The following is a 26,857-nucleotide window of genomic DNA, read 5'->3' as shown; positions in this document are numbered from 1 at the left end:
CGGGCGGACAGGTCATTCCCAATGGGGGATGGCTTTTTTTATTGCCTTTTTTCCGAGCAGGGGGATATGATGCCTTGTCGAGGAGTTATAACAGTACTTCAGAGGAGTTATCAGCGGTTGTCTAAAGATATCAGCACTCCAGAAAAGTTATCAGCGGTTGTCTAGAGATATCAGCGGTCGCTCCAGGATATCAGCATTTTCGGGAAGTTATCGGCGGTTGTCCAAGGATATCAGCACTTCCGGGAAGTTATCAGCGCTTGCCTAGAAATATCGGCAATTGTCCGGGCTCTGTAAAACTTACTAGCAATTATGAGCGCGAAACCCTGACTTATGAGCACGGCCCCCCGACTTATGAGCGTGGACCTCGTAACTATGGGCGTGGCCTTCGATCCATGACACGGCCCCCGAAGTTATAAGCGCAGACCTTTAGTTTATGGGCGGGGAAACAACGCATGCTTATAAACAAACACGGCCTTTGGATAGGTGAATGAAATGGCCTAAATCTTCACTAACTCGGGTGGCAATCTCCAGGTGGACAGAACGACAGACGTTTTTTCACTTATTATCCTTTATACTAAAGAGAAAGGAAGTGAAATGTGTAATGAATCATATAGATCGGCCGTTGATAGATGCTTTAATTCAATTTAATAAAAACCAGCCACTGTCCCTCCATGTGCCGGGGCATAAGAATGGCGCACTTTCGGGTCTCCCATCTGACCTCCGTGCAGCTCTGTCGTATGACGTCACGGAGCTGGAAGGCTTGGATGATTTGCATGAGCCTGCCGGGGCCATCGAGAAGGCGCAGCGAAAGCTTGCGGCTTTGTATGGGGCTGAGCGGAGTTTTTTTCTAGTCAATGGCTCGACGGTCGGAAATTTGGCGATGATTTATGCGACTTGTCGAAGAGGGCAGACGGTAATTGTTCAGCGAAATGCACATAAGTCGGTTTTTCATGCCATCGAATTGGCAGGGGCGCACCCTGTTTTTGTTTCCCCGGCTTGGAATGAGGATGTCCTGACCCCTGGATTGGTGTCCGTTGAACAAATCGAAGAGGCTCTTCATTCATTCCCCGAAGCGAAGGCGCTCGTTCTGACGTATCCGACCTATTATGGAACTGCTAAGGATGGGCTTGAAAAAATAATCCGTTTTTGCCATGCCCAAGGAGTTCCCGTGTTGGTGGATGAAGCGCACGGAGCCCATTTTGTGCTTGGGGAGCCGTTTCCCCGTTCTGCCTTGGAGATGGGTGCAGATGTGGTGGTCCACTCGGCGCATAAGTCATTGCCTGCTATGACGATGGCTTCTTTTCTGCATATCCGTTCGGATTTGGTGGATCCGGAACGAGTTGCGCATGCTTTACATATGCTGCAATCTAGCAGCCCCTCTTACCTTCTCATGGCCTCTCTCGACGATGCTCGTGCTTATGTGGAATCCTATACTGCCGAGGATATGGCTTATTTTTTGGAGGAACGACAAGCCTTTATCGAACAATTGGAGAGCATACCTGGCCTACAGCCAGTCAAAATGGATGATCCTTTGAAATTAACATTGCGTGTTGCTGGATATTCAGGCTTTGTAGTTCAGCAATGTTTGAATGCGGAAGGGGTTTATGTGGAGCTTGCTGATCTTTATCAAGTATTGCTCATCCTCCCTTTAGTGAAACAAGACGCACCCTATTCGTTGAAAACGGTTTATGAACGAATCAACCGAGCCTTAACCAAACTGGCACCGGGGACATCCGAAAATTGGGGAGAGGTCCGACCACTTGCCATCCATAAAGAAGTATCCCAACTCGCCTATTTGCCTTCTGAGCTTGCTGATATAGAAAGCGAATGGATTTCCTATAAAGATGCTGAAGACCGGGTAGCTGCGGCTTCCATCATTCCGTATCCTCCTGGCATTCCGCTATTGATTGGCGGAGAGAGGGTCGGGGAAGGGCATATTCGATCGCTTCGCGAATTGATTATAGGACAGGCAAGATTTCAAGGAGCCATCCAGGTTGAAAATGAACTGATCTTAGTAGTGAAGGACGGTGGTAACTGATGGAACAGCGTGGCATATTCATTTCTTTTGAGGGGCCGGAGGGAGCCGGGAAGACGACCGCTATCGCGAATGTATATGAGCGGCTGAAAGCGGATGGGCGGCAAGTGATCGTTACTCGGGAGCCGGGTGGCATCACGATTTCCGAAAAAATCCGAAGCATCATTTTGGATAATGACCATGGGGAAATGGATGGAAGGACAGAGGCTTTACTCTATGCTGCAGCACGGAGACAACATCTTGTGGAAAAAATCGAGCCAGCTCTTCGACAAGGGGAAATCGTCTTATGCGACCGGTTCATCGATAGCTCGCTTGCTTACCAAGGGCATGCCCGCGGGTTAGGGATGGAGGAAGTTTTGGCAATCAATAAATTTGCTATTGGAGAAACGATGCCCGATCTGACCATCTTTTTTGATATTCTGCCGGAAGCCGGGCTTGCCCGGATTGCGAGCAATAAAAGCCGAGAACAAAATCGCCTGGATAACGAAAGTTTACGATTCCATCATGCGGTATACGAAGGGTATCAACAAGTGCTGCAAAGATACCCGGAGCGGATCCGGTCGGTGGATGCCTCGCTTTCCGAAGAAGAAGTAGCGGAAAAAGTTTGGAAATTAATATACTCCCAACTCATTTAAATTCCGGTTTCATGATATAATAAGTCTAAAGCGGAAAAAGGAGAGAGTACCGTGAAATTGGTTGTGGCAGTTGTACAGGATCAGGATAGTAATCGATTATCAAATGCGTTGACTAAAAACGACTTTCGTGCGACGAAATTGGCGAGTACGGGGGGCTTTCTTCGGTCAGGCAATACGACTTTTCTGATCGGTACGGAAGATAGCCTTGTTCCGAAAGCATTGGAACTCATCCGTGATAACTGTCGGTCAAGGGATCAGATGGTCGCTCCCGTGTCACCCATGGGCGGGAATGCTGACTCCTATATTCCCTATCCGGTTGAAGTGGCGGTAGGCGGGGCAACTGTTTTCGTTCTGCCAATTGAACAATTCCATCATTTTTGATGGACCGAGGTGAATCGGAATGAAAGTCAACGGTGATTATAGAGCAGGACTCGATAAGCTAAGGAATAATCCGTTGCAAACTCCCCAGGGAGGCACCCGTTTTGGTGAAATGGTTACAAAGCAGGAGCAACGGCTGCAAGGCGAGCAAATCACCAGGCTGCTTGGCGATATTTCTACGGTAGGTGACCGGATTGCCCGTTCCCGGAATTTACGGGATATGGCCAAATTTAAAATGCTTGTCAAACGGTTTTTGAAAGAGGCGGTGGATTCCGGATTGGGTTTGAAACAATCCCATACGTGGAACCAATTCGGAGAAGGCCGCCGTTTGAAAATTGTCCAGACAATCGATGAGAAGCTTATTGAATTGGCAGAGGATTTATTGGACGAGGAAAAGACATCCGTCGATCTTTTGGCAAAAATAGGGGAAATCAAAGGGCTCCTCATCAATTTATATATGTAGACTCGTGTTTCTTTCGGGAAACACGTTTTTTGGAAAGGGGGTGGTTTCCGTGAATGAAAAGACGGACCGGCTCTTTGAAGAACAAAAAAACGTCATGGAACGTTTACAGTCTTCTTATAGAAATAACCGTATTGCTCATGCGTATATATTCGACGGTGAAACAGGAACCGGCAAAGAGGATGCGGCCATATTTTTTGCAAAGCTTCAACTTTGTCAACAGGTAAAAGAAAATGTTCCATGTGAAACATGCCATTCCTGTCGGCGTTTGACATCCGGAAACCATCCAAATATTGCGTTTGTACGGCCTGACGGACAAGACATAAAAAAAGAGCAGATGTCGGAATTGATTGTTCAAATGACTAAAAAAGGTTATGAAGCAGGTCGGAAAATATATATTGTTTCGCGTGCTGATCGTATGAATAGCGCAGCCGCCAATACATTGTTGAAGTTTTTGGAAGAGCCGGAAGGAGAAGTGACGGCTATCCTGTTGACGGATTCCTACCAGTCAATTCTGCCGACAATCCAATCCAGATGCCAGCGAGTCCCGTTCTTACCTCCATCCCGGGAGGCTATGATAGGGAAGCTGGTAGAAAAAGAAATCACTTCCTCGATGGCTGCTACGGTCTCTATGGTAACGGCAGATTTGGAAGAAGCCCTCCGCCTTGCCGGGGACGATCAATTTGCACAGATGAGAAAAACAGTGTTAAAATTGGTGGAAGCATCGGATAAACATGTCCAAGAAGCGTTATTATTCATCCAAACGGAATGGATACCGTTGTTTAAAGAAAAGGACGATACCGAACGTGGCTTGGACCTGTTATTATATGCTTATCGGGATGTCATGGCATACAAGGCAGGATTGGAGTCCACGCCGGCATATCCGGACCAGCAACAATTCTTCACTAGTCTTTCGATGAATATTACATTCAGCCAGCTTTCTTCAGTCATGGATGCTATTTTGCAGGCGAAGAAAAAACTGCACAGTAATATGAATCGTACGCTTCTAATGGAGCAATTGGTGCTCAGCATGCAGGAGGGGTTACTTGTTGTATAAAGTAATAGGAGTCCGCTTTAAAAATGCGGGTAAAATATATTTTTTCGATCCTCTGGATTATGATTTGAACGTAGGGGATTATGTCATCGTGGAGACCGCCCGGGGTGTGGAGTATGGTAAAGTGGCAAGCCGTTTGAAAGAAGTCGAAGAGAACGATGTTGTCTTGCCTCTCAAGAAGATTATCCGGCCAGCACAAGCGGAGGATATCGAACAGGTGATGGAAAATCGGGAAGAAGCGGAACGTGCTTTTCATACCGGACAAGGGAAGATCGAGGAGCATAAACTTGATATGAAACTTGTCGATGTGGAATACACATTCGATCGGAATAAAATCGTATTTTATTTTACGGCGGAGGGAAGGGTCGATTTCCGTAACCTCGTCAAAGATTTGGCTTCTATCTTCAGAACGCGCATTGAGCTGCGTCAGATTGGTGTCCGGGATGAAGCTAAAATGCTGGGGGGAATCGGTCCTTGTGGCAGAATGCTCTGCTGCTCGACGTTCCTTGGCGATTTTGAACCGGTTTCTATCAAAATGGCAAAAGACCAGAACCTTTCGCTCAATCCATCCAAAATTTCCGGTTTATGTGGTCGTCTCATGTGTTGCTTGAAGTATGAGAATGATGAGTATGAAGAAGCAAAAGCATTGATGCCGGATATCGGAACAGCTATCCAGACACCGGATGGTCCCGGAAAAGTCGTCGGGCTGAATCTCTTGGAGCATATTCTTCAAGTCAGTTTGAACGAGCGGAACCAAGTCGTCGAATATACGATGATGGAAGTCGCGGAGTCTGCAAAAGATGTGGTGCAATTGATGAAATGATGAGGTGGGGCAGTTGAAAGAAGGGAATTTTCTCGACAGAATCATGGAATTCGAGCAACAGCTGGAATCCATGCAAAAGCAATTCCGCGAATTGATAGGATTTGTCGCGCAGATGACGGAAGAAAACCATTCACTTCAACTCGAAAACCATCATCTGCGAGAGCGGCTTGAAGAAATGGACGGACAGGTACAGGCTTCCAAAAGCCCGAAGCAAAAAAAGAAACCGCAAGCGGCGGATGTAGGCGAAGGTGTCGATAACCTCGCACGCTTGTATAATGAAGGCTTCCACGTTTGCAATGTCCACTATGGAAGCAGCCGCAAAGGTGAAGATTGTCTTTTCTGTCTCTCGTTTTTGAATAAGCAGCATGTATGAGCGAAGCCGATCCTTGTCAGCCAAAGGGTCGGCTTTTCTAATTGCTTTCCCACGTTGCGGTGTTTACACTTAGGATTCAGTAGGACTTAGATGCCAACGGGAAGAAAAGCCCTTTTATTTAAAGAGAAAATTGGAATATGCAGCAGGACAACATGGCATAGGAGGAACGGGTAGTGGATGATATTTTGCAAGGTGATGAAAGGCTCGATTATTTATTGGCGGAGGATTTACGGATTATCCAAAGCCCCTCGGTGTTTTCCTTTTCGTTGGATGCAGTGCTGCTGGCGAAATTTGCATATGTACCGATTCGTTCGGGGAAAATTGTAGATCTCTGTGCGGGAAATGGGGCGATTCCCCTTTTTCTAAGCGCTCGGACGAAAGCCGAAATCTTTGCTGTCGAATTGCAGGAGCGGCTGGCGCATATGGCATGGCGGAGTATCCGGTACAACGGTCTGGAGCAGCAGATACGCGTATTGAATGAAGACGTGATCGGCATCGCTTCGCAAATCGGCTATGAGAAATATGATACGGTTACGTGCAATCCTCCCTATTTCCCGGCATTGGAGGCCAGCGACAAAAATCTGAAGGAACATATCGCCATTGCCCGGCATGAAATCAAACTGACATTAGAGCAAGCGGTCCAATCTGCAAGCGAATTATTGAAGCAAGGAGGAAAGGCTGCCTTCGTCCATCGTCCCGGACGTCTTCTAGATATCGTGACCGCGATGCGTGCCAATCGCCTGGAACCGAAACGGATCCGATTCGTTTATCCGAAGGAAGGGAAAGAAGCGAACACCCTTCTAATTGAAGGAATCAAGGACGGAAAACCAGATTTGAAAGTCCTGCCGCCTCTCTTCGTCTATGACGCACAAGGGGAATATACCGAGGAAGTGAGGGAACTCCTCTATGGAACCGGACAATGAGCATATCTTTTATGTGTTGGAGTGTAGGGACGGCTCTTATTACGCCGGTTATACGAATAATTTGGACAGACGGGTGCGTGTCCATAATGAAGGCAGAGGGGCAAAATACACGAGGGCCCGGAAACCGGTGCGCTGTATTTACAGCAAAGCCTATGAGACGAAACGGGAAGCGATGCAGGCCGAATATCGATTCAAACAATTGAAGCGGGAAGCAAAAGAGCGGTATATCAGAAAGGATGGAGAACGGGATGAAATCGCAAAAGAGCGCTGAGCCGGATGGTGGAAAGCTCTATTTGGTCGGGACACCGATCGGAAATTTGGAGGATATGACCTTTCGGGCGATTCGGACGCTGCAAGAAGTTGACCGCATTGCCGCGGAGGATACGCGGAACACGATTCGCCTCTGTAATCATTTTGAGATAAAGACGCCTTTGATGAGCTACCATGAGCATAATACGGAAAGCGGGGGAGAAAAGATTTTGACGCTGCTGGAAGAAGGCAAATCGGTCGCAGTCGTCAGCGATGCCGGCATGCCCTGTATTTCGGATCCGGGAGCGGATATCGTGGCAAAGGCATTGCATGCTGGATTTGCTGTTGTGCCTATCCCGGGAGCAAACGCGGCAATTAGTGCGCTTGTGGCTTCTGGTCTTGCGCCGCAGCCATTTCTGTTCTTTGGTTTTTTATCACGCCAAAAGAAAGAGCGTAAGGTACAATTGGATAGCTTAAAACGGCGGCAGGAAACAATCCTTTTATATGAAGCCCCTCATCGGTTAAAAGAGACGTTGCAGGCTATGTCGGAGGAGCTCGGGAAAGATCGGAAAGTGGTGCTCGCTCGGGAGTTGACGAAACGATTTGAGGAATTCCTCAGGGGATCGCTCGAAGAGGCAATTCAATGGGCTGATACCCATGAAGTCAGAGGAGAATTTTGTATTGTCGTGGAAGGCAACGAAAATGGCACCGAAGAAGAGGAACAAGTGGTGTGGTGGGCAGAAATGTCCATACGAGATCATGTCAATGAAGTGATCGAAAAGGAAGGGATCCGTTCCAAGGAGGCCATTCGGCAAGTAGCGAATGAACGGGGTATGAATCGACGGGAGGTTTATAAGGCATTCCATATTGACGAGGAACAACCAAGTTGATTCAAAAAATCCAGATCGAAAGCTCGGTCTGGATAATTACTATTGTAATATTATTTTTTCAAATGCTCTTCAATTTCTTTCATTAGCTGTTCTGCGCCTTTTGGACTTAGAATTAATTTACCATCGATGAGACGCATATTGTCGTCGGATACATCGCCAGTAATGGAACAAGTCATATTAGGCATGTATTTCTTCAGTATGATTCTATCATCATCCACATAGATTTCGAGAGCATCTTTTTGCGCGATACCGAGTGTACGACGCAATTCGATAGGGATTACTACGCGTCCCAGCTCATCGACCTTTCTTACGATACCGGTAGATTTCATGACAAGATCTCCTTCCAATACAGTTTATTTTCGTCAAAATTCGACATTATTCTCTTGTCTGTATCTTATCATACCAATGCTACCATTTACCGTCAAATTATTTTCCTTGATTTTAAGATATAAAATTAGGGAATCTATTAAGTTATATTATGGAAAGTATTTTACGAAAGCAATGGAAAAAGGGATAGAACCTTGGGAAAAAGGAAATTGATTGTATCAGCTTCCTCCTTTCGTTAGAATGGTTATAATGGAAGGGATCAGAGAAATGAAGGAAATTATAGCATTCCAGCCGATTGGGAAGCCTAGCCTCCTGATGCGGTTTATTCGACTGAGTCGGGTAGGGGGAGTGCAGATTTCACCCTATATAAAACTGGAGGAATATTCGTGACTGGACAAGATAAGACATTTTACATTACGACGCCGATTTATTACCCGAGCGGAAAATTCCATATCGGAACGGCATATACAACTGTTGCTTCCGATGCAATGGCTAGATATAAAAGACTACGCGGCTATGATGTCCGCTTTTTGACAGGCATGGACGAGCATGGTCAAAAAATCCAAGAGAAGGCGGAGGAAGTGGGATTGCCGCCACAGCAATATGTAGATGGAATTGCAGAGACTGCCAAAAAAGTATGGAAGCTCATGGATATTTCATACGATGATTTCATCCGTACGACGGAGGATCGTCATAAGCAAGCGGTCGAGAAGATTTTCCAGACTTTTCTCGATAATGGCGACATTTATAAAGGTGAGTATGAAGGTTGGTACTGTACGCCTTGTGAATCGTATTTCACGGAAGGGCAGTTGGAAGATGGAAATTGCCCGGATTGCGGACGCCCGGTTCAAAAGGTGAAGGAAGAATCATACTTTTTCAACATGAAAAAGTATGCGGATCGACTGTTGCAGTTCTATGAAGAGAATCCGACGTTTATCGAACCGGAATCGCGTAAAAACGAAATGATCAATAACTTCATAAAACCGGGGCTTGAGGATTTGTCGGTTTCCCGCATGTCGTTTGATTGGGGAATCCGGGTGCCAGGTGACCCGAAACATGTCATTTATGTATGGGTCGATGCGTTGACGAACTATATTACATCACTCGGATATCGTTCGGATGATGATTCCCTCTTCCGTAAATATTGGCCGGCGGATGTCCATGTTGTCGGAAAAGATATTGTCCGCTTCCATACGATTTACTGGCCGATTTTCCTTATGGCACTTGACCTGCCATTACCGAAAAAAGTGTTTGCGCACGGATTCATCATGATGAAAGACGGAAAAATGTCCAAGTCGAAAGGGAATGTCGTTTATCCGGAAATGCTCGTAGAACGGTATGGATTGGATGCGACACGCTATTTCCTATTGCGCGAGTTGCCTTTCGGACAAGACGGCGTGTTCTCTCCGGAGTCTTTCATTGAACGCACGAATTATGATTTGGCGAATGACCTCGGAAACCTTTTGAATCGTACGGTATCCATGATCAATAAATACTTCGATGGAGAAATTCCGACAGAAGGCTTGGAGTCAACGGAATTTGACGGAAGCTTGACGGAATTCATCGATAAAACAATCAAGAACTATGAAGTTGCGATGGAGAATATGCAGTTTAGCGTCGTGTTATCGGAACTTTGGACGCTCGTTTCCCGGACGAACAAATATATTGACGAAACAGCGCCATGGGTGTTGGCAAAAGAAGAGGCAGATCAGGGGAAATTGGCATCGGTCATGGCCCATCTCGCTTCTTCCCTTCGCCAAATTGCAGTATTGTTGCAGCCGTTCATGACGGAAGCGCCGAAAAAAATCATCGAACAGCTTGGCTTGGATGAATCCTTGCTCGCTTGGTCGACGCTCGGTGACGCCAATGCCATTCCGAAACATACGAAAGTTGTCGAAAAAGGCGTTCCGATCTTCCCACGTCTCGATCCGGACATCGAAATTGTCTATATCCGCGATCAGATGGCCATAACAGCGCCAGCGGAACAAAAGACAGAGAAACAAGAACAGGAAGTGCCGGAAACGGAAGAAATCACAATCGATGATTTCATGAAAGTCGATCTCCGAATCGCCACCGTCACGGAATGCGTCAAAATTCCGAAAGCCGACAAATTGCTTAAGCTGCAACTGGATCTCGGATATGAACAACGACAAGTGGTGTCCGGTATTGCGGAACATTATGAACCAGAATCCTTAATCGGGGAGCAAGTAATCGTCGTGGCGAATTTGAAGCCGGTCAAATTACGGGGTGAACTTTCCCAAGGGATGATCCTCGCCGGCAAATCGGACGGCGTGTTGAAACTAGCGACAGTGCCACCGGGGCTCGAAAATGGGGCACAAGTGAAATAAAAGCTCCGTCATACTGCGGAAATGTATATAGTTAGGGCTAAATAAAAATAACGAAAACGGCGTTCTTCCGAGTAACGCCGTTTTCGTTTTATTTGCATTTTACGTTGCTCTGTAATCTAATTGTAAACAAAATGTGATGAATGTCATTCATCCAACGACTAAGATAGAGATACTGTGAGGCGAAAATGATGTTAATTGATACACATGTCCATTTAAATGCAGACCAATACGAGGAAGATGTCGAAGAAGTGATCGAGCGGGCATTGGAAGCAGATGTCAAAAAGATGATCGTCGTCGGTTTCGATACGAAGACGATCAACAAAGCGATGGAGTTGGCGGAAGCCTATCCTTTCATCTATGCCGTAGTCGGTTGGCATCCCGTTGATGCGATTGATTGCACAGAGGAGGACCTGGAGTGGATCGAGTCGCTGGCCAAACATCCAAAAGTTGTCGGAATCGGGGAAACCGGTTTGGATTATTATTGGGATAAATCGCCGAAAGATGTCCAACAGGAATTATTCAGGAAACAGATTCGCCTGGCGCAGCGGGTGAATTTGCCGATCATCATCCATAATCGTGATGCGACGGGAGATGTCGTCCGGATTTTGAAAGAAGAAGAGGCTGAAAAAACAGGCGGCATCATGCATTGTTTCGGCGGCAGCGTCGAAACTGCGAGAGAATGCATAAATATGAACTTCATGATATCTCTCGGTGGACCGGTGACATTCAAAAATGCCAAAACGCCGAAAGAAGTTGCCACGGAGATTTCCCTCGATCATTTGTTGATAGAAACGGATGCACCTTACCTAGCGCCCCATCCGCACCGAGGAAAACGGAACGAACCTGCTTTAGTCGCCTTAGTAGCGGAAGAAATTGCAAGGCTCAAAGAATTACCAGTAGAAGAAGTGGCACAGCGGACAACCGAGAATGCCATGAAACTATTTGGAATGAAGTGAAACCATTACGCCAGATTTTGAATTGCGCTTGAGTCCAACAAGGTACAGGTCACTCAAGCGTTGTTCCAAGAGGGCGACCTGGACCTAAGAACAGCTATTCGGTCGCGTTTTGAATTCCCGCTGAGTGGCGAAAAATCTAGTATTTATCCTATCACTTTCGCGAGTTTGGATATCGGTTAAAACCCAAAAACCTTCCATACTTTGCCTATATCGGTTCTTCCTCTACGATCCTAGTTAGAGGTTCAATGGGTTGACACGTGAAAAAGGAACCTATATAATCAGCCGAGTGATGAAGGAGGAGTTTTTTACATGTCAAATGACACCGTGGAAAATCTGTTCTTTAAATCATTGAGGAGTAAACAAATAGCGGTGGGCGTCGTGTCCCTCACATTATTTGTTACTATTATGGCACTTGTCCTGTTTGAAGGGACGAAAAAACCGGTCACGTTACATGTGGACGGTGAAGAAATGGAAATTAAAACACATGCACATACAGTGGGGAAACTTCTTTCCGAGCAGGATTTTGAAGTGTCCCCACATGATTTAGTAACACCCTCAGTGAATACACCGATCGAAAAAGGTTTGTCGATCCGGTGGGAACAGTCAAAGCAAGTTGCGATACAGGTAGAACAGGATACGAAGAAGATTTGGACTCGGGAAGATAAGGTAGGAGATGTCCTCAAAGCGGCGGGCATCGAAATTTCCGAACATGACGTCGTCACGCCTGATCTCCATGAGCAGTTTGGGGATGACAATCAGATTACTGTCGAAAAGGCGTTCCAAGTGGCGCTCAACGACGGGGGAGAGAAACGGAACGTATGGTCAACTTCGACTACGGTCGCTGACTTTTTAAAGAGAGAGAACATTCAATTGAATGAAGACGACCGATTGAATAGAAAGGCGGATGGCGTACTGAAGCCCGGTTCTATTGTAGAAGTCGTACGAGTGGAAAAGGTCACCGATGTAGTGGAAGAACCGGCGAACTTCGCAGTGGAAACACGCAATGATCCAAAATTGTTGAAAGGACGGGAAAAAGTCATTCAACAGGGGGAGAAAGGCAAGGTTTCCCGGAAGTTCGAGATTGTGAAAGAAAACGGAAAAGTCGTCTCCCGTAAAGTAGTGCAGGAAACAACCCTCAAGGAACCGCAAAAGAAAATCGTGGCAGTCGGTACGAAAAAGGCAGTCGCTAGCGCAGTGACTCCGACGAGAGCCGTTTCCCGGAATGACTCGGCGGCCGGCGGTAAAGAGTTTTACGTCACCGCAACTGCCTATACTGCCCATTGCAATGGCTGCACAGGAATTACACGCACGGGTATCAATTTGCGTGCCAATCCAAATCTGAAAGTGATTGCGGTGGATCCATCCGTCATCCCGCTCGGTTCGAAAGTTTGGGTGGAAGGATACGGATATGCCATTGCAGGTGATACAGGTGGCGCCATTAAAGGAAGAAAGATCGATCTTCACGTACCTTCCACTTCGGAAGCGTACAAATTCGGCAAACGCCAAGTGAAAGTCAAAATCATAGACTGATCTCATTCCCATTATCCGTAGGGCTGGAAAAAGGCCCTGCGGTTATTTCATGTTACAGGGAAGTTCAAGGACTTGGAATGGGATGGAAAAAATCCGGATTCTGTACAATGTACAGAGGGCAGAGTAAAATGGGGACAAATGAATGGAAAAGAGGAACATTGTGAACGTCAAAGAAATCGTTGTGGTGGAAGGGAAGTCAGACACTATTGCTGTCCAACGCGCGACAGGCGCAGACACCATCGAGACGAACGGGTCCGCAATAGACGACAACACCCTTCGGCGGATTCGGCATGCCCAGGAAAAACGGGGAGTAATTGTCTTTACAGATCCCGACTATCCCGGCCGGCGCATCCGTGCCATCATTGAAGAGCAAATTCCCGGCGTCAAGCACGCCTTTTTGAATAAACAGCAAACCATTGCGAAAAATGGCAAAGGGCTCGGCATTGAGCATGCAGACGATGAGGCGATCCGGGAAGCGTTGCGAGCTGTCTATACCGTGGACACATCTCCCGCCGTGGAATTCAAGCCCGCAGATCTGCTGGCAGCTCGGCTGATCGGCCATCCGGATGCAAAAAGACGGCGGGACCGATTAAGCGAAATCCTGCAGATTGGGCAAGTGAACGGCAAAGGCCTGAAAAAGAGACTTGAAATGTTCAGAATCGGATATGCTAAGTTGGAAGAAGCAATCCGGGTTCTCGACGAGGAGGAATCAAGATGAAGAAAGATATCGCTACTCCAGTCAGGACAAAGGAAATTCTGGAGAAACACGGGTTTTCATTCAAAAAAAGCTTGGGGCAAAATTTTTTGATCGACCCCAACGTGCTACGTAATATCGTGTCCCATGCCGAGCTTACGGAGAAGACGGGGGTCATTGAAATTGGTCCGGGCATTGGTGCGTTGACGGAGCACCTCGCCAGGAGTGCGGGGAAGGTAGTCGCGTTTGAAATCGACGGTCGGTTGTTGCCTGTGTTGCAAGATACGCTTTCTCCTTATGACAATGTCACGATTCTCCATCAGGATATCTTGGATGCCAATCTGGGAAAGGTGATGGAAGAGCAATTTGCTGATTATGAGGACGTGGTAGTCGTCGCCAATTTGCCTTACTATATCACCACGCCGATCATTATGAGGTTCCTGCTCGAGAGAGTTCCCATCTCCGCTATGGTCATCATGATGCAGAAGGAAGTGGCAGACCGAATCACCGCCTTGCCCGGAACGAAGTCATACGGTTCACTTTCCATCGCCATCCAGTATTATATGGATGCTGACGTGGCCATGATTGTGCCGAAGACGGTATTCATGCCGCAGCCGAACGTGGAATCCGCTGTTTTGAAATTAACCCGGAAGGAAAAAGTCCCGGCGGAAGTAAGAGATGAAGGCTTCCTTTTTGAAGTGTCGAGAGGGTCGTTTGCACAACGTCGAAAAACGATTTTCAATAATTTACAATCAGCTTTGCCGGACGGGAAGGCGAAAAAGGATTTGATTCTCCAGGCATTCGAACAGATTGGATTGGATCCGGGTCGGCGCGGGGAAACTTTGACAATCGAAGAATTTGCAATGCTGTCGAATGCTCTGTATGAGGACTTTTATATTCCAAAGTCTTCCACAGGGACAACTGAAAATCTTTAAAAAATTTCCTTGAAATAGAAGAAAATGATTGACAAAGGTAATGTCCAATTGTTAAAATGTTTGTTTTAATTGACAGAAAGTTTTAAATGTGTTATGCTTATACATAGTGAGGTGTAAGCGACATGCCAAAAACATTAGCGGATATTAAGAAGTCATTGGATTCCCATCTCGGGAAACGTTTGCATTTAAAAGCAAACGGGGGTCGAAAGAAGACGATTGAGCGGGCGGGGGTACTGCGTGAGACGTATCGTGCCGTATTCGTTGTCGAATTGGACCAGGACGAAAACGCGTTTGAACGGGTATCTTACAGCTACGCGGACATTTTGACCGAAGCGGTGGAAATTACGATCCTTGATGGCTCGGACTCCACAGCATTCAGCGTCAAATAATTACAGCATTCATGATGTAAATCATTTTTTAAAAGAACACCTATGTAATCTGCCTGATGCGGAATAAATTACATAGGTGTTTTTTTAATTTTATCACCATACTACAATTGTCAGCCGAAAAGGAGGAAAACCGAATGGCGAGAAGAAGATCTGTAATGTCTGAGCAACTGAAGGAAGAAATTGCGAAGGAACTTGGATTTTACGATGTTGTTCAACGCGAAGGTTGGGGTGGCATCAAATCGCGTGACGCTGGTAACATGGTGAAACGTGCGATTGAAATGGCGGAAAGAGGCGTGTCTCAAGGCAATCGACCGCAGTAAGCTCCCTGGATCCAAATAGAGGCTGACACCAAAAAGCTGCATTCGGGCGATTCCGCCTGGATGCAGCTTTTTTCGTGTGCCTCTGGGGCTGCGTTTAATAATTGGAAGGGCTGATACTCTTGTGGAACTGCTGATAACTCGTGAGAAGTGCTGATATTTTTGTGAGACTGCTGATAACTCGTGAGAAGCGCTGATACTCTTGTGGAACTGCTGATAACTCGTGAGAAGTGCTGATACTCTTGTGGAACTGCTGATAACTCGTGAGGAGCGCTGATATTTTTGTGGGACTGCTGATAACTCGTGAGAAGCGCTGATATTTTTGTGGGACTGCTTATAACTCGTGAGAAGCGTTGATACTCTTGTGGGACTGACGATAACTCGTGAGAAGCATCGATACTTTTGCGTGACTGCTCATAACTCAAGAACCACTGATTTCCATACGATTGCTATCAACTTCAAAGGACGCTCAGAAATCACCTATCCGGCGCCCGTTTTTTCATAAACTCCATCGCTGATCGAGCTCAGACTTAATCCTAAAAAACTATCTCGGATTATGGTACGTATTATGCAACGCAATAATTATCCCTATGGTAAAATAGGATTAATCAATTTGCTGAAGTGGAGGGAAGCGGGATGATATATGAAAAGGCGCCGGCGAAGATTAATTTGACACTTGATGTCCTCTATAAACGGCCGGACGGTTTTCATGAGGTGGAGATGGTGATGACGACCGTCGATCTCGCTGACCGGGTATGGCTCCGTCCGTCGGATGACGGGCGAATTGTGATCAAATCATCCGAGAGGTATGTCCCGAGCGATCGGAAAAACTTGGCTTATCAAGCAGCCGAGCTGTTGCGTCGTGAATACGGCATCTCGGATGGGGTGGAAATCACACTTGAAAAGAGCATCCCCGTCGCTGCCGGATTGGCAGGAGGCAGCTCCGATGCCGCTGCTACGTTACGGGGGTTGAACCGGCTTTGGAAGTTAGGTGTCCCGGGCGATGAGCTTGCCCGGTTGGGAGCCAAAATCGGATCAGATGTCTCCTTTTGCGTCTATGGAGGAACCGCTCTGGCGACGGGGCGTGGCGAACAGATTGAAAACTTGCCCGTTCCCCCGAAATGTTGGGTCATTCTGGCGAAGCCATCCATTTCGGTATCGACGGGAGACATTTATGGGAATCTGAATACGTCCACCATCGTTCACCCGGATACGCAAGGAATGATCGCCGCTTTGGAAACCGGCGATTATGAGAAGATGTGCCAATCGGTAGGGAATGTGCTCGAACCGGTCACTATGAATTTATATCCGCAGGTTGCCGGATTGAAAGAGCATATGATCAAGTTCGGAGCGGATGCGGTACTGATGAGCGGCAGCGGACCGACAGTTTTTGGGTTGGTCAAGCAAGAGTCCAGGGTATCCCGCATCTATAATGGACTGAAAGGGTTCTGTTCGGAAGTTTACGCCGTTCGGATGGTCGGCTCCCGTACTATTCTTGATTGAACCCGTACATTTGTGGTAATGTACGATTAAAACATTCGGTTTTAGGAGATGGTTTGATGAAGTGGAAAAGGAGCGAACGGCTCGTGGATATGACGCGTCATCTACTGGAACATCCACATCAACTCATTCCACTCACTTTTTTCTCGGAGCGTTATCATGCGGCTAAATCATCAATCAGTGAGGATTTGACCATAGTGAAAGAAACATTTGAGGAAAAAGGGGTAGGTAAGTTGTTGACCGTTTCTGGTGCGGCGGGGGGCGTGAAATTCATTCCCCAAGCTTCGGAAGAAGGCGTTCGCGAATTAATTGACGAGTTGATCGACAAACTGGGACAATCCGACCGATTGCTGCCGGGCGGTTATTTATTCATGACCGACCTTCTTGGAAATCCGCAAATCATCGACCGGATCGGCAAAGTGTTCGCTTCGGCTTTTGCGGACAAGGAAATCGATGTGATCATGACGGTCGCCACGAAAGGCATTCCAATCGCCCACGCCATTGCTCGGCATTTGAACGTCCCGGTTGTCGTTGTCCGTCGTGATAGCAAAGTGACAGAAGGGTCGACGGTGAGTATCAACTATGTGTCCGGTTCCACCCGACGCATCCAGACGATGGTCTTGTCGAAAAGAAGTATGCAAAGCGGCCAAAAGGTGCTTATCACCGATGATTTCATGAAAGCAGGCGGCACGATGATCGGGATGAAAAATCTGTTGGAAGAGTTCGGCTGTGAATTGGCAGGGGCGGCCGTGCTCGTGGAAGCGGAATACCCAGAGGAGATCTTGATTGATGATTATCTGTCCCTTATCAAGCTCCACGCCGTGAATGAAAGGGAAAGAACAATCGAATTAGCGGAAGGCAATTACTTTACGAGAGGTGGAAAATAAGAATGAAATACGTAGCGACAGAACAAGCACCAAAAGCGATCGGCCCGTATGCACAAGCGGTGGCCGTGAACGGTTTTATCTATACATCCGGACAAATTCCCCTACTGCCGAATGGGGAGTTAGTGGAAGGAACAATCGTGGAGCAGACGGATCAAGTGTTTGCCAACTTGAAAGCGGTTTTGGAAGAGGCTGGCTCCTCTTTGGAAAAGGTCGTAAAAGCGACAGTCTTCATTAAGGACATGGACGAATTTGCGGCTTTGAATGAGGTATATGCCAAACATTTTGGTTCCCACACACCGGCACGTTCGACTGTCGAAGTGGCACGTTTGCCGAAAGACGTAAAAGTGGAAATTGAAGTCATTGCAGTAGCAGGATAATAATATAGGGAAACAGGGAGAGCGGTTTACAACCGCTCTCCCTGTTTCCATTTCATTACATAAAAGTGAACTATAACACCTAAACCTTACGTCCTGTTCAAATGTTGGAATAATTTTATTTTTAAAAAAGGAAAACGGTTACTTTTGTGGAATATAGACGTCAAGCGCTGTAAAGACAAAAGGAGTGGTGAGGAAATGGAAGTGACAGATGTTAGATTGCGTAAGGTGGAAACAGACGGAAGGATGCGGGCGATTGCGTCCATTACACTGGATGACGAGTTCGTCGTCCACGACATCCGTGTGATCGATGGGAATGAAGGATTATTTGTTGCGATGCCGAGCAAGCGGACGCCGGATGGGGAATTCCGTGACGTGGCGCATCCGATTAATTCGGAAGCTCGTACGAAAGTGCAGGATGCCGTGTTGGCCGCCTACCATCTATCTGCCGAAGAGGAAGTGCTCGAAGGCGCGGGGGTTTGAAAAATACCTGAATGATGTGCCGGACTGCCTTTGAAAAAGGGCAGTTTTTAAATTAAATTGCCAAAGTCCCTACTTTATATACGAGGATGAATTTTAGATTTGATTGAACAGAAAGCCCGGACCCCCTGATTTCCGGGCTTTCCATTTTGGAGTGCCCTTTGAAAATCAAGCCTCTTAGAAAAGATATAATATAGTAAAAGATTAGGTAGGGCTTGTCAAGGGGGCGCGGTTGAAAAAAACCTTTTTTTCCGCTATAGTCAATAATGAAAACATTCACGGGGATTCTAACATCTCCTAATTGTTGGAGGCTACTACATGAATAATACATATGCCATTGTCCTCGCTGCGGGGCAAGGTACACGGATGAAGTCCGCTTTATATAAAGTGCTCCATCCCGTTTGCGGAAAACCGATGGTGGAACACGTGATCGACCATATCCGGGGATTTGGCGCGAAGCAGATTGTGACCATCGTGGGCCATGGAGCTGAAGCAGTGGAAGAACGGCTTGGAAATAAAAGTGAATACGCATTGCAAGAAGAGCAGTTGGGGACCGCCCATGCTGTCCAGCAGGCGGAGAGCCTACTTGGCAACTTGGAAGGTACTACACTTGTCGTTTGCGGAGATACGCCGTTGATCCGTTCGGAGACGATGGAGGCGCTTATCGCCCATCATAATGAATCCGGCGCCAAAGCGACCATCCTGACGGCTCACGCAGATGACCCGACAGGCTATGGCCGTATTATCCGTGGGGAAAATGGCCAAGTACTGGGCAATGTCGAGCAGAAGGATGCAACGCCTGAACAACAGCGCATCACGGAAATCAACACCGGCACCTATTGCTTCGATAATCGGGCACTGTTTGAAACCTTGAAAAAAGTGAAGAATGACAATGCGCAAGGTGAATACTACTTGCCGGATGTCGTCGGCATTCTGCAATCGGAAGGCGCCTTGGTGTCCGCCTATGTGACAGATGATTTCAGCGAATCGCTAGGAGTGAATGACCGGGTCGCCTTGGCGGAGGCAGAGAAGGTCATGCGTCGACGAATTGCGGTGAACCATATGCGCCAAGGGGTAACAATCATCGACCCGACGAACGTCTATATTAGTGCGGACGCTGAAATTGGACGCGACACGGTATTGCAGCCGGGTACGATGATCGAGGGTAAAACGGTCATTGGAGAAAACTGCATCATCGGACCGAATAGCCAAATCGTGGATAGCCAAATTGGCGACGGGACAACCATCCACTCGTCCGTCGTTATGGAAAGCCGCGTCGGATCCTCTACATCCGTCGGTCCGTTCGCCCATATCCGCCCGGCATCCGACCTCGGCGACCAGGTGAAAATCGGCAACTTCGTCGAAGTGAAGAAAACAGCTTTCGGCAATGGCAGCAAAGCCTCCCACCTTAGCTATATCGGCGATGCCAAGGTCGGGACGAATGTCAATATCGGCTGTGGAACCATTACGGTGAATTATGACGGCAAAAACAAGTATGTCACTACGATTGAGGATGACGCATTTGTTGGTTGCAACTCTAATTTGATTGCACCGGTGACGGTTGGAAAGGGGTCGTACGTGGCAGCCGGTTCCACTATTACTGAAAATGTACCAGAAAATTCACTTGCAATCGGACGCGCACGCCAGGAGAATAAAGAAGGATATGCAACAAAACTAAATCAAACTCAAAAAACAGGGGGCCCCCATAATGGCTAATCATTATCCAAACGATAAATTGAAGATATTTTCTTTGAATGCCAACGAACCACTAGCGAGAGAAGTGGCAGAGGAGATTGGACGCCCATTGGGCAAAAGCTCCGTCAAACGTTTCAGCGATGGAGAAGTCCAAATCAATATCGAAGAAAGTATCCGCGGTTGCGACGTCTTCGTCATCCAGCCGACATCGGACCCTGTCAATGAAAATTTGATGGAACTCCTGATCATGGTAGATGCGTTAAAACGTGCGTCTGCTCGTACAATTAATGTAGTCATGCCTTATTACGGATATGCACGCCAGGACCGGAAAGCGCGTCCACGTGAGCCGATCACTGCGAAGTTGGTTGCGGACCTGCTCGAAACAGCAGGCGCCAACCGTGCGATTGCCATCGACTTGCACGCGCCGCAAATCCAAGGGTTCTTCGACATGCCGATTGACCACCTCGTCGCAGAACCGATCTTGACGGAATATTTCCGCGGAAAAGGGTTGAAAGGCGATGAGCTTGTCATTGTTTCGCCAGACCACGGTGGCGTGACACGCGCGCGGAAAATGGCGGATCGCCTGAAGTCACCGATCGCCATTATCGACAAGCGTCGTCCTCGTCCGAATGTTGCCGAAGTGATGAACATCGTCGGGAATGTCGAAGGGAAAACAGCTATCCTGATCGATGATATCATCGATACAGCAGGCACTATTACGATTGCAGCGAGCGCTTTAATCGAAAACGGTGCAAAAGAAGTGTATGCTTGTTGTACACACCCTGTTTTGTCAGGACCTGCCATCGAGCGTATTAACAATTCCCAGATCAAAGAACTGGTGATTACGAATACAATCGAACTTCCGGAGACGAAAGAATCTCCGAAAATTGTCAAACTATCCATCGCCAAACTTTTGGGTGACGCAATTATTCGTGTGTTTGAGGAGAAATCAGTCAGCACATTATTCGAGTAATCGAAATGGTTTTTGACCTTTATTCACGGAAGACTCCATCTTTGTACAAGCTTCAAGTTCAATTCAAAATTTGGATCTGATTACGCCTAGGCGTATTTGATTGATAGCAATTTGTTTCATGTCGTCTGCCATTGGGTATTTCTGAGTTAGGATAAACTTTTTACAAGAAAGGTGACTAAACGATGAGTACAACAATCCAGTCTGAAATGAGAGAATCAGCGAAACAATCAACACTTACACAACTAAGAAAAGACGGCTATGTTCCAGCAGTCGTCTATGGTTATAACACTGAATCTACTCCGATTGCCGTGAAGGAACGCGACCTGTTGAATACACTGCGTGTCACAGGACGTAATGGTGTCATCAATCTGCAAGTGGATGGACGGAAACTGAACGTCGTTCTGAACGATTATCAAGCTGATGTGTTAAAAGGCGATATCCGCCATGCCGATTTCCTGGCCATTAACATGACTGAGGAACTTGACGTCGAAGTGACAATCAATTTGACAGGTCAATCGAAAGGGGAAAAAGAGGGAGGCGTTCTGCAACAACCGAACCGGGAAATCACCATTCGGGTGAAGCCTTCCGAAATCCCAGAAACCTTCGATATCGACATTTCTGAGTTGGAGATCGGAGATACGATCACAGTCGCAGATCTCCGGAAAGACTCCCGATTTGAAATTTTAAATGAAGACGATCATGCACTCGTCACCATTTCGGCTCCACGTACAGAGGCAGAACTGGACGCCCTAGAAGGGGAAACAGAATCGACGGACGCAGAGCCTGAAGTGATCGGGGAAAAAGACGAAGCGTAATCGATACGACGGCGCACGGAATTCCGTGCGCTCGTTTTCTGTTTTGAATGAGCCGGCTTCAGCAACTGGAAAAGGAAGAGGAAAGTATGAAAATGATAATAGGCCTCGGTAATCCGGGTAAGCAATACGAAAAGACCCGCCATAATATCGGCTTTCATGTCATTGATGAACTGGCGGATCGATGGGGACCTGCTCCGGTCATGCAAACCAAATTCAATGGAATGTACACGATCATCCACCGGCCCGAGGGAAAAGTGATGCTTGTGAAACCCTTGACTTATATGAATCTGTCGGGGGAATGTGTCCGGCCGTTAATGGATTATTATGATATTACGCCCGAAGAAATCGTTGTCATCTATGATGACCTTGACTTGTCGCCGGGTACGATCCGTCTGCGGCAAAAAGGGAGTGCAGGTGGACATAACGGAATGAAATCCTTGATTGCACATTTAGGGACAGATGGCTTCAATCGAATCCGGGTGGGAATCGATCGGCCTTCATCCGGCATGAAAGTGGCCGATTATGTGCTTTCCTCATTTAGCAAGGAAGAACAGCCTGTCATGGGGCAGATGGTGCAAAAAAGTGCAGCTGCCTGCGAGGCATGGCTAACTAAACCGTTCCTTGAAGTTATGAATGAATTCAATTAAAGTATCTATATAGAACGAACAAATGATTTGTGCTTGGTAACTCCAGTTGCTTGGAATGAAAGCTATTACGAAGAAATGCTTTTGCTTCAAAAAGCGAAGCGTTTGGCGGCATAAGATGACAGGATGTCTTAATTTCTGTAAAGTGCGCAGAGCGGTAAATTGAACCCTTCACTGTTCGATTTGTAAATGGATTGGATTCCCGAGGAATAAATTTGCCCGGCTTCGCCTATACTTTTGGAAAAAGGGGCGATATCCTATAATGGGAATCCGTTATACTTGCCGTCACTGTGACAATGAAATCGGCACAATCCCGTTCGATTCCGTCAAAGAGACCGTTCAGTACCTACAGAAATTGGATGAGAGTGAAGAAGAACGGTTCCTGGTGTATGAGAAGGATGGAAATTTAACGGTGCGCTGCATTTGTGAACAATGTGAACAATCGCTCCGGAACTTCCCGGATTATTATTCGCTCCAGAAATGGCTTCAATAGGAAGTATGCTTTGGCGCTTCGCGGCGTGCAAAGCTTTTTCTGTTTTTTCTATACAGATGGCTGAGTGGATCAGTCAATCTTTGATGGTATTTAGTAAAAGAAAGGACCGGTCGCAATGGAAGCGCTCATAGATTTATTACTACAAGAAAAAGAGATTCACAGTTTGGTGGAAGAATTGGAGATGAAAAAAGACCGTCAATTGGTCGCCGGGCTGACTGGCGGGGCAAAAGCGGTGTTTTATAAAACTCTTCAAAAATCTTTCCCGCGCCCGCTTCTCATCGTGTGCCCGAATTTGCTGCAGGCGCAGCGGACCTATGAGGATCTTGTGAAGATGGTGGGAGAGCCTCTTGTCCACCTGTACCCGGCTGAGGAATTGATTGCCGCGGACTTTTCCATATCCAGCTATGAATTGCGTTCTCAGAGAATTGACACGCTGGACCACATGGCCCGTGTCGGTAAAGGCATTTATATCACTCCGGTCGCGGGGATGAAGAAACTGGTGCCGACCAAAGAGCGTTGGTTGCGGAATTCACTGGAGGCTAAGGTAGGGGATACGATAGAGACGGATGATTGGCTGCCCCGACTCGTTTCCATGGGATATATCCGACAACCTATGGTGACGGCGCCGGGTGAATTTGCGTTGCGCGGGGGTATCCTTGATCTGTACCCGCTCAACCGGGAAGAACCGGTGCGCATCGAGCTTTTTGATACCGATGTAGATTCCATCCGTACGTTTTCGGCGGAAGATCAACGTTCCACCGGCAAACTGGATGAGATCACTATTTTGCCGGCAACTGAATTTGTCTGGTCCGAATCTGATCGGGCTCTCATCGCAGAAAATCTGGAACTGGCGCTCGGATCCAGTTTGAAGAAAATGAAAAATGAAGAGGCGAAAGAGCGTCTAACTCGCAATATGATGCACGACATCGGTTTATTGCGGGAAGGCTCTTTTCCGGAAAACATGTTGAAGTATGCCTCATTTGCGAAGGATACGCTTTCATTCCTCGGAAGCTACTTTCCTTCGGACGGGCTTGTCCTGTTCGATGAAATCGGCCGGATCGCGGAGGTGGCCGGTTCGCTGGAAGCGGAGGAACGGGAATGGGTCACGGCTCTCCTGGAAGACGGGAAAATAGTCCATGACGCCAAAATTTCCTATTCTTTCGAAGAGATGAATGGGATGCTGGAGCAACAGCGCATCTATCTATCCCTATTTGTCCGCTCCATCCCGGGAATCGTAGTGAAGAAGACGGTGAATTTCTCCTGCAAGCCGATGCAGCAATTCCACGGACAGATGAATTTATTGGTCCATGAAATAGAACGTTGGAAACAAGGCAATTATCACATCTTCGTCGTAGCAGATGGCGAAGAACGGATGAAGCAAGTGCAAGGGATCCTGCAAGATTACGAGATGGAGTCGGTCGTTTCCGATGTCACGTCGGAAGCCGGCACCATTTCCATTATCAACGGTGATTTGTCGGCAGGATTCGAACTTCCATTCCAGCGTATGGCGGTGTTGACCGACTCCGAGCTATTCAAGGGCAAACCGAAGCGAAAAGCACGCCCGCAAAAAATGTCGAACGCCGAGCGAATTAAAAGTTATTCGGAGATCCAGCCTGGTGATTACATCGTGCACGTCCATCACGGCATCGGAAAATATATCGGCATTGAAAAACTGAGTTCGGGCGGCGTAGACAAAGACTTCCTCCTCATTCATTTTCGCGGGGATGACAAAGTATATGTGCCGACAGACAAGATTGATTTGATTCAAAAATATATTGCATCGGGTGAAAAAGAGCCGAAATTGCACAAGCTAGGCGGTAGCGAATGGAAAAAGACCAAGTCCAAAGTGACCGCGGCCGTCAAAGATATTGCGGATGACCTGATCAAGCTCTACGCGCAGCGAGAGGCAGAGAAAGGGCATGCCTTTTCCCCAGATGATGATTTGCAGCGGTCTTTCGAGAATGCGTTCCCTTATGATGAAACGGAAGATCAGATCCGTTCCATCGTGGAAGTGAAGCAGGACATGGAAAAGGAAAGACCGATGGACCGCTTGCTTTGTGGAGACGTTGGATACGGGAAGACAGAAGTGGCCATCCGGGCGGCTTTCAAGGCGGTTTCGGATGGGAAACAAGTGGCTTTCCTCGTTCCGACGACCATTTTGGCACAGCAACATTATGAAACGATGAAAGAGCGGTTTACCGGCTTTCCTGTGGAAGTTTCTTTGTTGAATCGCTTCCGGACGAAAAAGGAACAAACTGAAACGTTGAAAGGCTTGAAAGCAGGAACGATCGATATTGTTGTCGGCACACACCGGCTGTTATCGAAGGATGTCGTTTATCAGGACCTTGGATTGCTGATTGTCGATGAAGAGCAGCGGTTCGGCGTGACGCATAAAGAGAAGCTAAAGCAATTGAAGACAAATGTCGATGTCCTGACGCTGACGGCGACGCCGATTCCTCGGACACTCCATATGTCGATGCTCGGTGTACGGGATCTGTCCGTTATCGAGACGCCGCCGTCCAACCGTTTCCCCGTCCAGACGTATGTCATGGAACATAATTTTGCGTTGGTCCGGGAAGCGATTGAGCGGGAAATGGCTCGCGGCGGACAAGTGTTTTATTTATATAACCGAGTGGAAGATATGACGCGCAAAGTGGATGAAATTCGCCAGCTCGTCCCCGAAGCCCGAGTGGCATTCGCGCACGGTCAGATGGGGGAATCCGCATTGGAGTCGATCATCTTAAGTTTCCTGGAAGGCGAATATGATGTCTTGGTGACGACAACTATCATCGAGACGGGCATTGATATTCCAAACGTCAACACGTTGATCGTCCATGACGCGGATAAGATGGGGCTTTCCCAACTGTATCAGCTGCGCGGACGGGTCGGACGCTCCAATCGGGTCGCGTATGCCTACTTCCTCTATCAGCGGGATAAAGTATTGACAGAAGTCGCCGAAAGCCGTTTGCAGGCGATCAAGGAATTCACGGAACTCGGCTCCGGCTTCAAGATCGCGATGCGAGACCTGTCCATCCGGGGAGCGGGTAACCTCCTCGGTTCGCAACAGCACGGGTTCATCGATTCGGTCGGGTTCGATCTGTATTCCCAAATGTTGCAGGAGGCCATTGAGGAAAAACGGACGGGTGTGGCCAAAGAGGATGTGCCGGATGTGGAAATTTCAATTCCGGTCAATGCGTATATCCCCGAATCGTATATTAAGGACGGATTCCAGAAAATCCAGATGTATAAACGGGTAAAAGCGATTGAAAGTGAAGAGGAATACGGGGAATTGGTCGATGAGATGACCGACCGTTTCGGCGACTTGCCATTCGAAACCGATCTGTTGCTTCGCATTGCCCGTGTCAAAGTATGGGCCCGCTCGGCAGGTGTGGAATCCATCAAACAACCGCGTTCGGTTATCGAAATTCGCTTAACACCGGAAGGGACGGCAAAAACGGATGGCGGGAAGTTGGTGTCGGAATCCGTGAAATTCGGCCGGGCAGTCGGATTCACGATGGAGAACAATCAATTGATCGTAACGATAGACGAGCGCCACGCCGGAAAGCAGCAGGTGTTTGACATATTGGAAGAAGTCATGAAGCTGCTTCAAACATCCGTGAGTTACGCTTCGGCGTGATAAATATATGGGCCCGTGAAGGAATTTGTTTCATCGGACCCCG

The 26,857-nt window shown here is 47.5% G+C and carries 28 protein-coding genes; 27 read left to right on the top strand and 1 reads right to left on the bottom strand.

Features of this window, described 5'->3' with window-relative positions:
• The first annotated feature begins 601 nt into the window (after window positions 1-601).
• The 10 genes from MKY41_RS13970 to rsmI all read left to right on the top strand — a co-directional run bounded on the left by MKY41_RS13970 (window position 602) and on the right by rsmI (window position 7,820).
• Window positions 602-2,038 (top strand): aminotransferase class I/II-fold pyridoxal phosphate-dependent enzyme, encoded by a 1,437-nt coding sequence (locus tag MKY41_RS13970; RefSeq protein ID WP_340745586.1) that lies wholly within the window; start codon window positions 602-604, stop codon window positions 2,036-2,038.
• Window positions 2,038-2,670, top strand: a complete 633-nt coding sequence (gene tmk, locus MKY41_RS13965; RefSeq protein ID WP_340745585.1) for a dTMP kinase — start codon at window positions 2,038-2,040, stop codon at window positions 2,668-2,670. The genes MKY41_RS13970 and tmk overlap by 1 nt, the downstream gene beginning before the upstream one ends.
• Before the next feature lie 51 nt (window positions 2,671-2,721).
• The gene (locus MKY41_RS13960; RefSeq protein ID WP_041072449.1) at window positions 2,722-3,051 is read left to right on the top strand and encodes a cyclic-di-AMP receptor; all 330 of its coding nucleotides are present in this window, start codon (window positions 2,722-2,724) and stop codon (window positions 3,049-3,051) included.
• Between the two features lie 19 nt (window positions 3,052-3,070).
• Window positions 3,071-3,511, top strand: coding sequence for a YaaR family protein (locus MKY41_RS13955; RefSeq protein ID WP_340745584.1), 441 nt, complete (start codon window positions 3,071-3,073; stop codon window positions 3,509-3,511).
• A 49-nt stretch (window positions 3,512-3,560) separates the two neighbouring features.
• Complete coding sequence (gene holB, locus MKY41_RS13950) at window positions 3,561-4,565, top strand: DNA polymerase III subunit delta' (RefSeq protein WP_340745583.1); 1,005 nt, start codon at window positions 3,561-3,563, stop codon at window positions 4,563-4,565.
• Window positions 4,558-5,385, top strand: a complete 828-nt coding sequence (locus tag MKY41_RS13945; RefSeq protein ID WP_340745582.1) for a PSP1 domain-containing protein — start codon at window positions 4,558-4,560, stop codon at window positions 5,383-5,385. Before holB ends, MKY41_RS13945 begins: the two co-directional genes overlap by 8 nt.
• A 13-nt stretch (window positions 5,386-5,398) precedes the next feature.
• The gene (gene yabA, locus MKY41_RS13940; RefSeq protein ID WP_340745581.1) at window positions 5,399-5,758 is read left to right on the top strand and encodes a DNA replication initiation control protein YabA; all 360 of its coding nucleotides are present in this window, start codon (window positions 5,399-5,401) and stop codon (window positions 5,756-5,758) included.
• A gap of 182 nt (window positions 5,759-5,940) precedes the next feature.
• Window positions 5,941-6,681: a tRNA1(Val) (adenine(37)-N6)-methyltransferase gene (locus tag MKY41_RS13935; protein WP_445683337.1), complete on the top strand. Its 741-nt coding sequence runs from the start codon at window positions 5,941-5,943 to the stop codon at window positions 6,679-6,681.
• The gene (locus MKY41_RS13930; RefSeq protein WP_340745579.1) at window positions 6,665-6,952 is read left to right on the top strand and encodes a GIY-YIG nuclease family protein; all 288 of its coding nucleotides are present in this window, start codon (window positions 6,665-6,667) and stop codon (window positions 6,950-6,952) included. Before MKY41_RS13935 ends, MKY41_RS13930 begins: the two co-directional genes overlap by 17 nt.
• Window positions 6,930-7,820: a 16S rRNA (cytidine(1402)-2'-O)-methyltransferase gene (gene rsmI, locus MKY41_RS13925; RefSeq protein ID WP_340745578.1), complete on the top strand. Its 891-nt coding sequence runs from the start codon at window positions 6,930-6,932 to the stop codon at window positions 7,818-7,820. The genes MKY41_RS13930 and rsmI overlap by 23 nt, the downstream gene beginning before the upstream one ends.
• A gap of 50 nt (window positions 7,821-7,870) precedes the next feature.
• Here rsmI and MKY41_RS13920 read toward each other — a convergent pair whose 3' ends face one another.
• Window positions 7,871-8,149: an AbrB/MazE/SpoVT family DNA-binding domain-containing protein gene (locus MKY41_RS13920; protein WP_340745577.1), complete on the bottom strand. Its 279-nt coding sequence runs from the start codon at window positions 8,147-8,149 to the stop codon at window positions 7,871-7,873.
• 384 nt (window positions 8,150-8,533) lie between these two features.
• On the opposite strand from MKY41_RS13920, the gene metG reads away from it, so the two are divergent.
• From metG to mfd, 17 genes are all read left to right on the top strand, one after another.
• Window positions 8,534-10,495: a methionine--tRNA ligase gene (metG, locus tag MKY41_RS13915; protein ID WP_340745576.1), complete on the top strand. Its 1,962-nt coding sequence runs from the start codon at window positions 8,534-8,536 to the stop codon at window positions 10,493-10,495.
• Window positions 10,496-10,683: 188 nt separating this feature from the next.
• Entirely contained in the window at window positions 10,684-11,451 is a 768-nt protein-coding gene (locus MKY41_RS13910; RefSeq protein ID WP_340745575.1) for a TatD family hydrolase, read from the top strand.
• A gap of 309 nt (window positions 11,452-11,760) precedes the next feature.
• Window positions 11,761-12,981: a ubiquitin-like domain-containing protein gene (locus MKY41_RS13905; RefSeq protein WP_340745574.1), complete on the top strand. Its 1,221-nt coding sequence runs from the start codon at window positions 11,761-11,763 to the stop codon at window positions 12,979-12,981.
• A 160-nt stretch (window positions 12,982-13,141) separates the two neighbouring features.
• Window positions 13,142-13,699, top strand: coding sequence for a ribonuclease M5 (rnmV, locus tag MKY41_RS13900; RefSeq protein ID WP_340745710.1), 558 nt, complete (start codon window positions 13,142-13,144; stop codon window positions 13,697-13,699).
• Window positions 13,696-14,610 (top strand): 16S rRNA (adenine(1518)-N(6)/adenine(1519)-N(6))-dimethyltransferase RsmA, encoded by a 915-nt coding sequence (gene rsmA, locus MKY41_RS13895; protein ID WP_340745573.1) that lies wholly within the window; start codon window positions 13,696-13,698, stop codon window positions 14,608-14,610. The genes rnmV and rsmA overlap by 4 nt, the downstream gene beginning before the upstream one ends.
• A 122-nt stretch (window positions 14,611-14,732) precedes the next feature.
• Entirely contained in the window at window positions 14,733-14,999 is a 267-nt protein-coding gene (gene veg, locus MKY41_RS13890) for a biofilm formation stimulator Veg (protein ID WP_041072475.1), read from the top strand.
• Between the two features lie 134 nt (window positions 15,000-15,133).
• Window positions 15,134-15,319, top strand: a complete 186-nt coding sequence (locus tag MKY41_RS13885; protein ID WP_340745572.1) for a small, acid-soluble spore protein, alpha/beta type — start codon at window positions 15,134-15,136, stop codon at window positions 15,317-15,319.
• A gap of 633 nt (window positions 15,320-15,952) precedes the next feature.
• Window positions 15,953-16,819, top strand: a complete 867-nt coding sequence (gene ispE, locus MKY41_RS13880; protein WP_340745571.1) for a 4-(cytidine 5'-diphospho)-2-C-methyl-D-erythritol kinase — start codon at window positions 15,953-15,955, stop codon at window positions 16,817-16,819.
• 56 nt (window positions 16,820-16,875) lie between these two features.
• Window positions 16,876-17,703 (top strand): pur operon repressor, encoded by an 828-nt coding sequence (gene purR, locus MKY41_RS13875; RefSeq protein WP_340745570.1) that lies wholly within the window; start codon window positions 16,876-16,878, stop codon window positions 17,701-17,703.
• Window positions 17,704-17,705: 2 nt separating this feature from the next.
• Complete coding sequence (locus MKY41_RS13870; protein ID WP_340745569.1) at window positions 17,706-18,080, top strand: RidA family protein; 375 nt, start codon at window positions 17,706-17,708, stop codon at window positions 18,078-18,080.
• Between the two features lie 195 nt (window positions 18,081-18,275).
• Window positions 18,276-18,560 carry a septation regulator SpoVG gene (gene spoVG / locus MKY41_RS13865; protein WP_340745568.1) on the top strand — a complete coding sequence of 95 codons (285 nt, stop codon included), beginning with the start codon at window positions 18,276-18,278 and terminating at the stop codon, window positions 18,558-18,560.
• A 315-nt stretch (window positions 18,561-18,875) separates the two neighbouring features.
• Complete coding sequence (gene glmU, locus MKY41_RS13860; protein WP_340745567.1) at window positions 18,876-20,273, top strand: bifunctional UDP-N-acetylglucosamine diphosphorylase/glucosamine-1-phosphate N-acetyltransferase GlmU; 1,398 nt, start codon at window positions 18,876-18,878, stop codon at window positions 20,271-20,273.
• On the top strand, window positions 20,266-21,225 hold the full coding sequence (locus MKY41_RS13855; protein WP_340745566.1) for a ribose-phosphate diphosphokinase: 960 nt from the start codon (window positions 20,266-20,268) through the stop codon (window positions 21,223-21,225). Before glmU ends, MKY41_RS13855 begins: the two co-directional genes overlap by 8 nt.
• Window positions 21,226-21,407: 182 nt before the next feature.
• The gene (locus tag MKY41_RS13850) at window positions 21,408-22,040 is read left to right on the top strand and encodes a 50S ribosomal protein L25/general stress protein Ctc (protein WP_340745565.1); all 633 of its coding nucleotides are present in this window, start codon (window positions 21,408-21,410) and stop codon (window positions 22,038-22,040) included.
• A gap of 86 nt (window positions 22,041-22,126) precedes the next feature.
• Complete coding sequence (pth, locus tag MKY41_RS13845; RefSeq protein ID WP_340745564.1) at window positions 22,127-22,687, top strand: aminoacyl-tRNA hydrolase; 561 nt, start codon at window positions 22,127-22,129, stop codon at window positions 22,685-22,687.
• A gap of 259 nt (window positions 22,688-22,946) precedes the next feature.
• A complete protein-coding gene (locus MKY41_RS13840) occupies window positions 22,947-23,177 on the top strand; it encodes an anti-sigma-F factor Fin (RefSeq protein WP_340745563.1) in 231 nt (76 codons plus the stop codon).
• Window positions 23,178-23,292: 115 nt separating this feature from the next.
• Window positions 23,293-26,814 (top strand): transcription-repair coupling factor, encoded by a 3,522-nt coding sequence (gene mfd / locus MKY41_RS13835; RefSeq protein WP_340745562.1) that lies wholly within the window; start codon window positions 23,293-23,295, stop codon window positions 26,812-26,814.
• The last annotated feature ends 43 nt before the right edge of the window (window positions 26,815-26,857 follow it).

The sequence above is a fragment of the Sporosarcina sp. FSL W7-1349 genome, assembly GCF_038003045.1.
GTDB lineage: Bacteria > Bacillota > Bacilli > Bacillales_A > Planococcaceae > Sporosarcina.
The sequence above is the reverse complement of the archived record's forward strand: the minus strand, read 5'-3'. Positions and strand labels throughout refer to the sequence as shown.

Coding starts and splice junctions, on each gene's coding strand:
- spoVG (WP_340745568.1), top strand. CDS start 18,276: ATGGAAGTGACAGATGTTAGATTGCGTAAGGTGGAAACAGACGGAAGG.
- MKY41_RS13970 (WP_340745586.1), top strand. CDS start 602: ATGAATCATATAGATCGGCCGTTGATAGATGCTTTAATTCAATTTAAT.
- pth (WP_340745564.1), top strand. CDS start 22,127: ATGAAAATGATAATAGGCCTCGGTAATCCGGGTAAGCAATACGAAAAG.
- MKY41_RS13840 (WP_340745563.1), top strand. CDS start 22,947: ATGGGAATCCGTTATACTTGCCGTCACTGTGACAATGAAATCGGCACA.
- MKY41_RS13870 (WP_340745569.1), top strand. CDS start 17,706: ATGAAATACGTAGCGACAGAACAAGCACCAAAAGCGATCGGCCCGTAT.
- mfd (WP_340745562.1), top strand. CDS start 23,293: ATGGAAGCGCTCATAGATTTATTACTACAAGAAAAAGAGATTCACAGT.
- MKY41_RS13850 (WP_340745565.1), top strand. CDS start 21,408: ATGAGTACAACAATCCAGTCTGAAATGAGAGAATCAGCGAAACAATCA.
- MKY41_RS13930 (WP_340745579.1), top strand. CDS start 6,665: ATGGAACCGGACAATGAGCATATCTTTTATGTGTTGGAGTGTAGGGAC.
- rsmI (WP_340745578.1), top strand. CDS start 6,930: ATGAAATCGCAAAAGAGCGCTGAGCCGGATGGTGGAAAGCTCTATTTG.
- MKY41_RS13885 (WP_340745572.1), top strand. CDS start 15,134: ATGGCGAGAAGAAGATCTGTAATGTCTGAGCAACTGAAGGAAGAAATT.
- MKY41_RS13855 (WP_340745566.1), top strand. CDS start 20,266: ATGGCTAATCATTATCCAAACGATAAATTGAAGATATTTTCTTTGAAT.
- ispE (WP_340745571.1), top strand. CDS start 15,953: ATGATATATGAAAAGGCGCCGGCGAAGATTAATTTGACACTTGATGTC.
- purR (WP_340745570.1), top strand. CDS start 16,876: ATGAAGTGGAAAAGGAGCGAACGGCTCGTGGATATGACGCGTCATCTA.
- veg (WP_041072475.1), top strand. CDS start 14,733: ATGCCAAAAACATTAGCGGATATTAAGAAGTCATTGGATTCCCATCTC.
- MKY41_RS13955 (WP_340745584.1), top strand. CDS start 3,071: ATGAAAGTCAACGGTGATTATAGAGCAGGACTCGATAAGCTAAGGAAT.
- MKY41_RS13920 (WP_340745577.1), bottom strand. CDS start 8,149: ATGAAATCTACCGGTATCGTAAGAAAGGTCGATGAGCTGGGACGCGTA.
- tmk (WP_340745585.1), top strand. CDS start 2,038: ATGGAACAGCGTGGCATATTCATTTCTTTTGAGGGGCCGGAGGGAGCC.
- rsmA (WP_340745573.1), top strand. CDS start 13,696: ATGAAGAAAGATATCGCTACTCCAGTCAGGACAAAGGAAATTCTGGAG.
- MKY41_RS13905 (WP_340745574.1), top strand. CDS start 11,761: ATGTCAAATGACACCGTGGAAAATCTGTTCTTTAAATCATTGAGGAGT.
- glmU (WP_340745567.1), top strand. CDS start 18,876: ATGAATAATACATATGCCATTGTCCTCGCTGCGGGGCAAGGTACACGG.
- MKY41_RS13910 (WP_340745575.1), top strand. CDS start 10,684: ATGTTAATTGATACACATGTCCATTTAAATGCAGACCAATACGAGGAA.